The sequence below is a fragment of the Castellaniella caeni NBRC 101664 genome (genome assembly GCF_001592225.1).
In the GTDB taxonomy this organism is placed as follows: domain Bacteria; phylum Pseudomonadota; class Gammaproteobacteria; order Burkholderiales; family Burkholderiaceae_B; genus Castellaniella; species Castellaniella caeni.
This window is the reverse complement of sequence record NZ_BCWN01000056.1, coordinates 1-737: the sequence shown is the minus strand read 5'-3', so window position 1 is coordinate 737 and position 737 is coordinate 1. Positions and strand designations below refer to the sequence as shown.

Genomic DNA, 737 nt, shown 5'->3' with positions numbered 1-737 from the left:
GTCCGGGTGGCCCGAGGCCTGCAGTTGCGCCATGATCAGTACGGCAAAGGGGTTGGTTGGGGCCAGGCGGTCAAGTTCGTCCCAGCGGGCGCGCCACCTTTCCAATTCTACAATCGGAAAGGTGAACTGGGTCTGTTGATCGAGAAATTGATCCTGGTAGGTGTACGTGTGCGCGGGTGGCGGCTCGCTGCCGTGCCCGTCGTGCACGGGCTGGTCGATCAAGACCCCCAGGCTATAGACCTGCGGCGGCAGCTGCGCCTTGTGCCTGCGCCGCTCGCGCTGGCAGATCAGTACACGATATTCCAGCATGCGCCAGCCAAATTCCCGCAGCGCCTGGGGGCCGGACAGGCGACCCTGAATTTCAACATGGATCAGCAGCAGTGCCTTGTCGCCACTCAGCAACCGAACCTGCACCAGTTTGTCCGCATAACGGCGGCCTTGGGCGGGAGCGCTGGCCCGTTTGACGGCCTGCAGTTCTTTGTCCAGGAATACCGGGGCCACCGACCAGTCGATGATGGCGTGCAGCGCGGGGGCCAGCAAGGCCAGCGCCTGGGGAAAATAGAGTTCGAGCGCTTCTTTCCAGGGCGAGTCGTGATCGTCAGCAGAAGCGGCAGCGGGCGGTGAGGCGTTTGAGGTGGGCATCGCGGGCCTTTGTGTCGTGAAGTCACAAGGCCCTCATTCTGGCGATTGCGTGTCCGCCCCACCAGATCGGAATCTACGCAGGGATAAAACCGTCC

1 protein-coding gene is annotated in these 737 nt (G+C 62.8%); it reads right to left on the bottom strand.

Annotated elements, in window-relative coordinates:
• On the bottom strand, positions 1–642 hold a 642-nt coding region (locus tag CCA01S_RS15070), incomplete at its 3' end, for an RpnC/YadD family protein (RefSeq protein ID WP_501161912.1).
• Between the last annotated feature and the right edge of the window lie 95 nt (positions 643–737).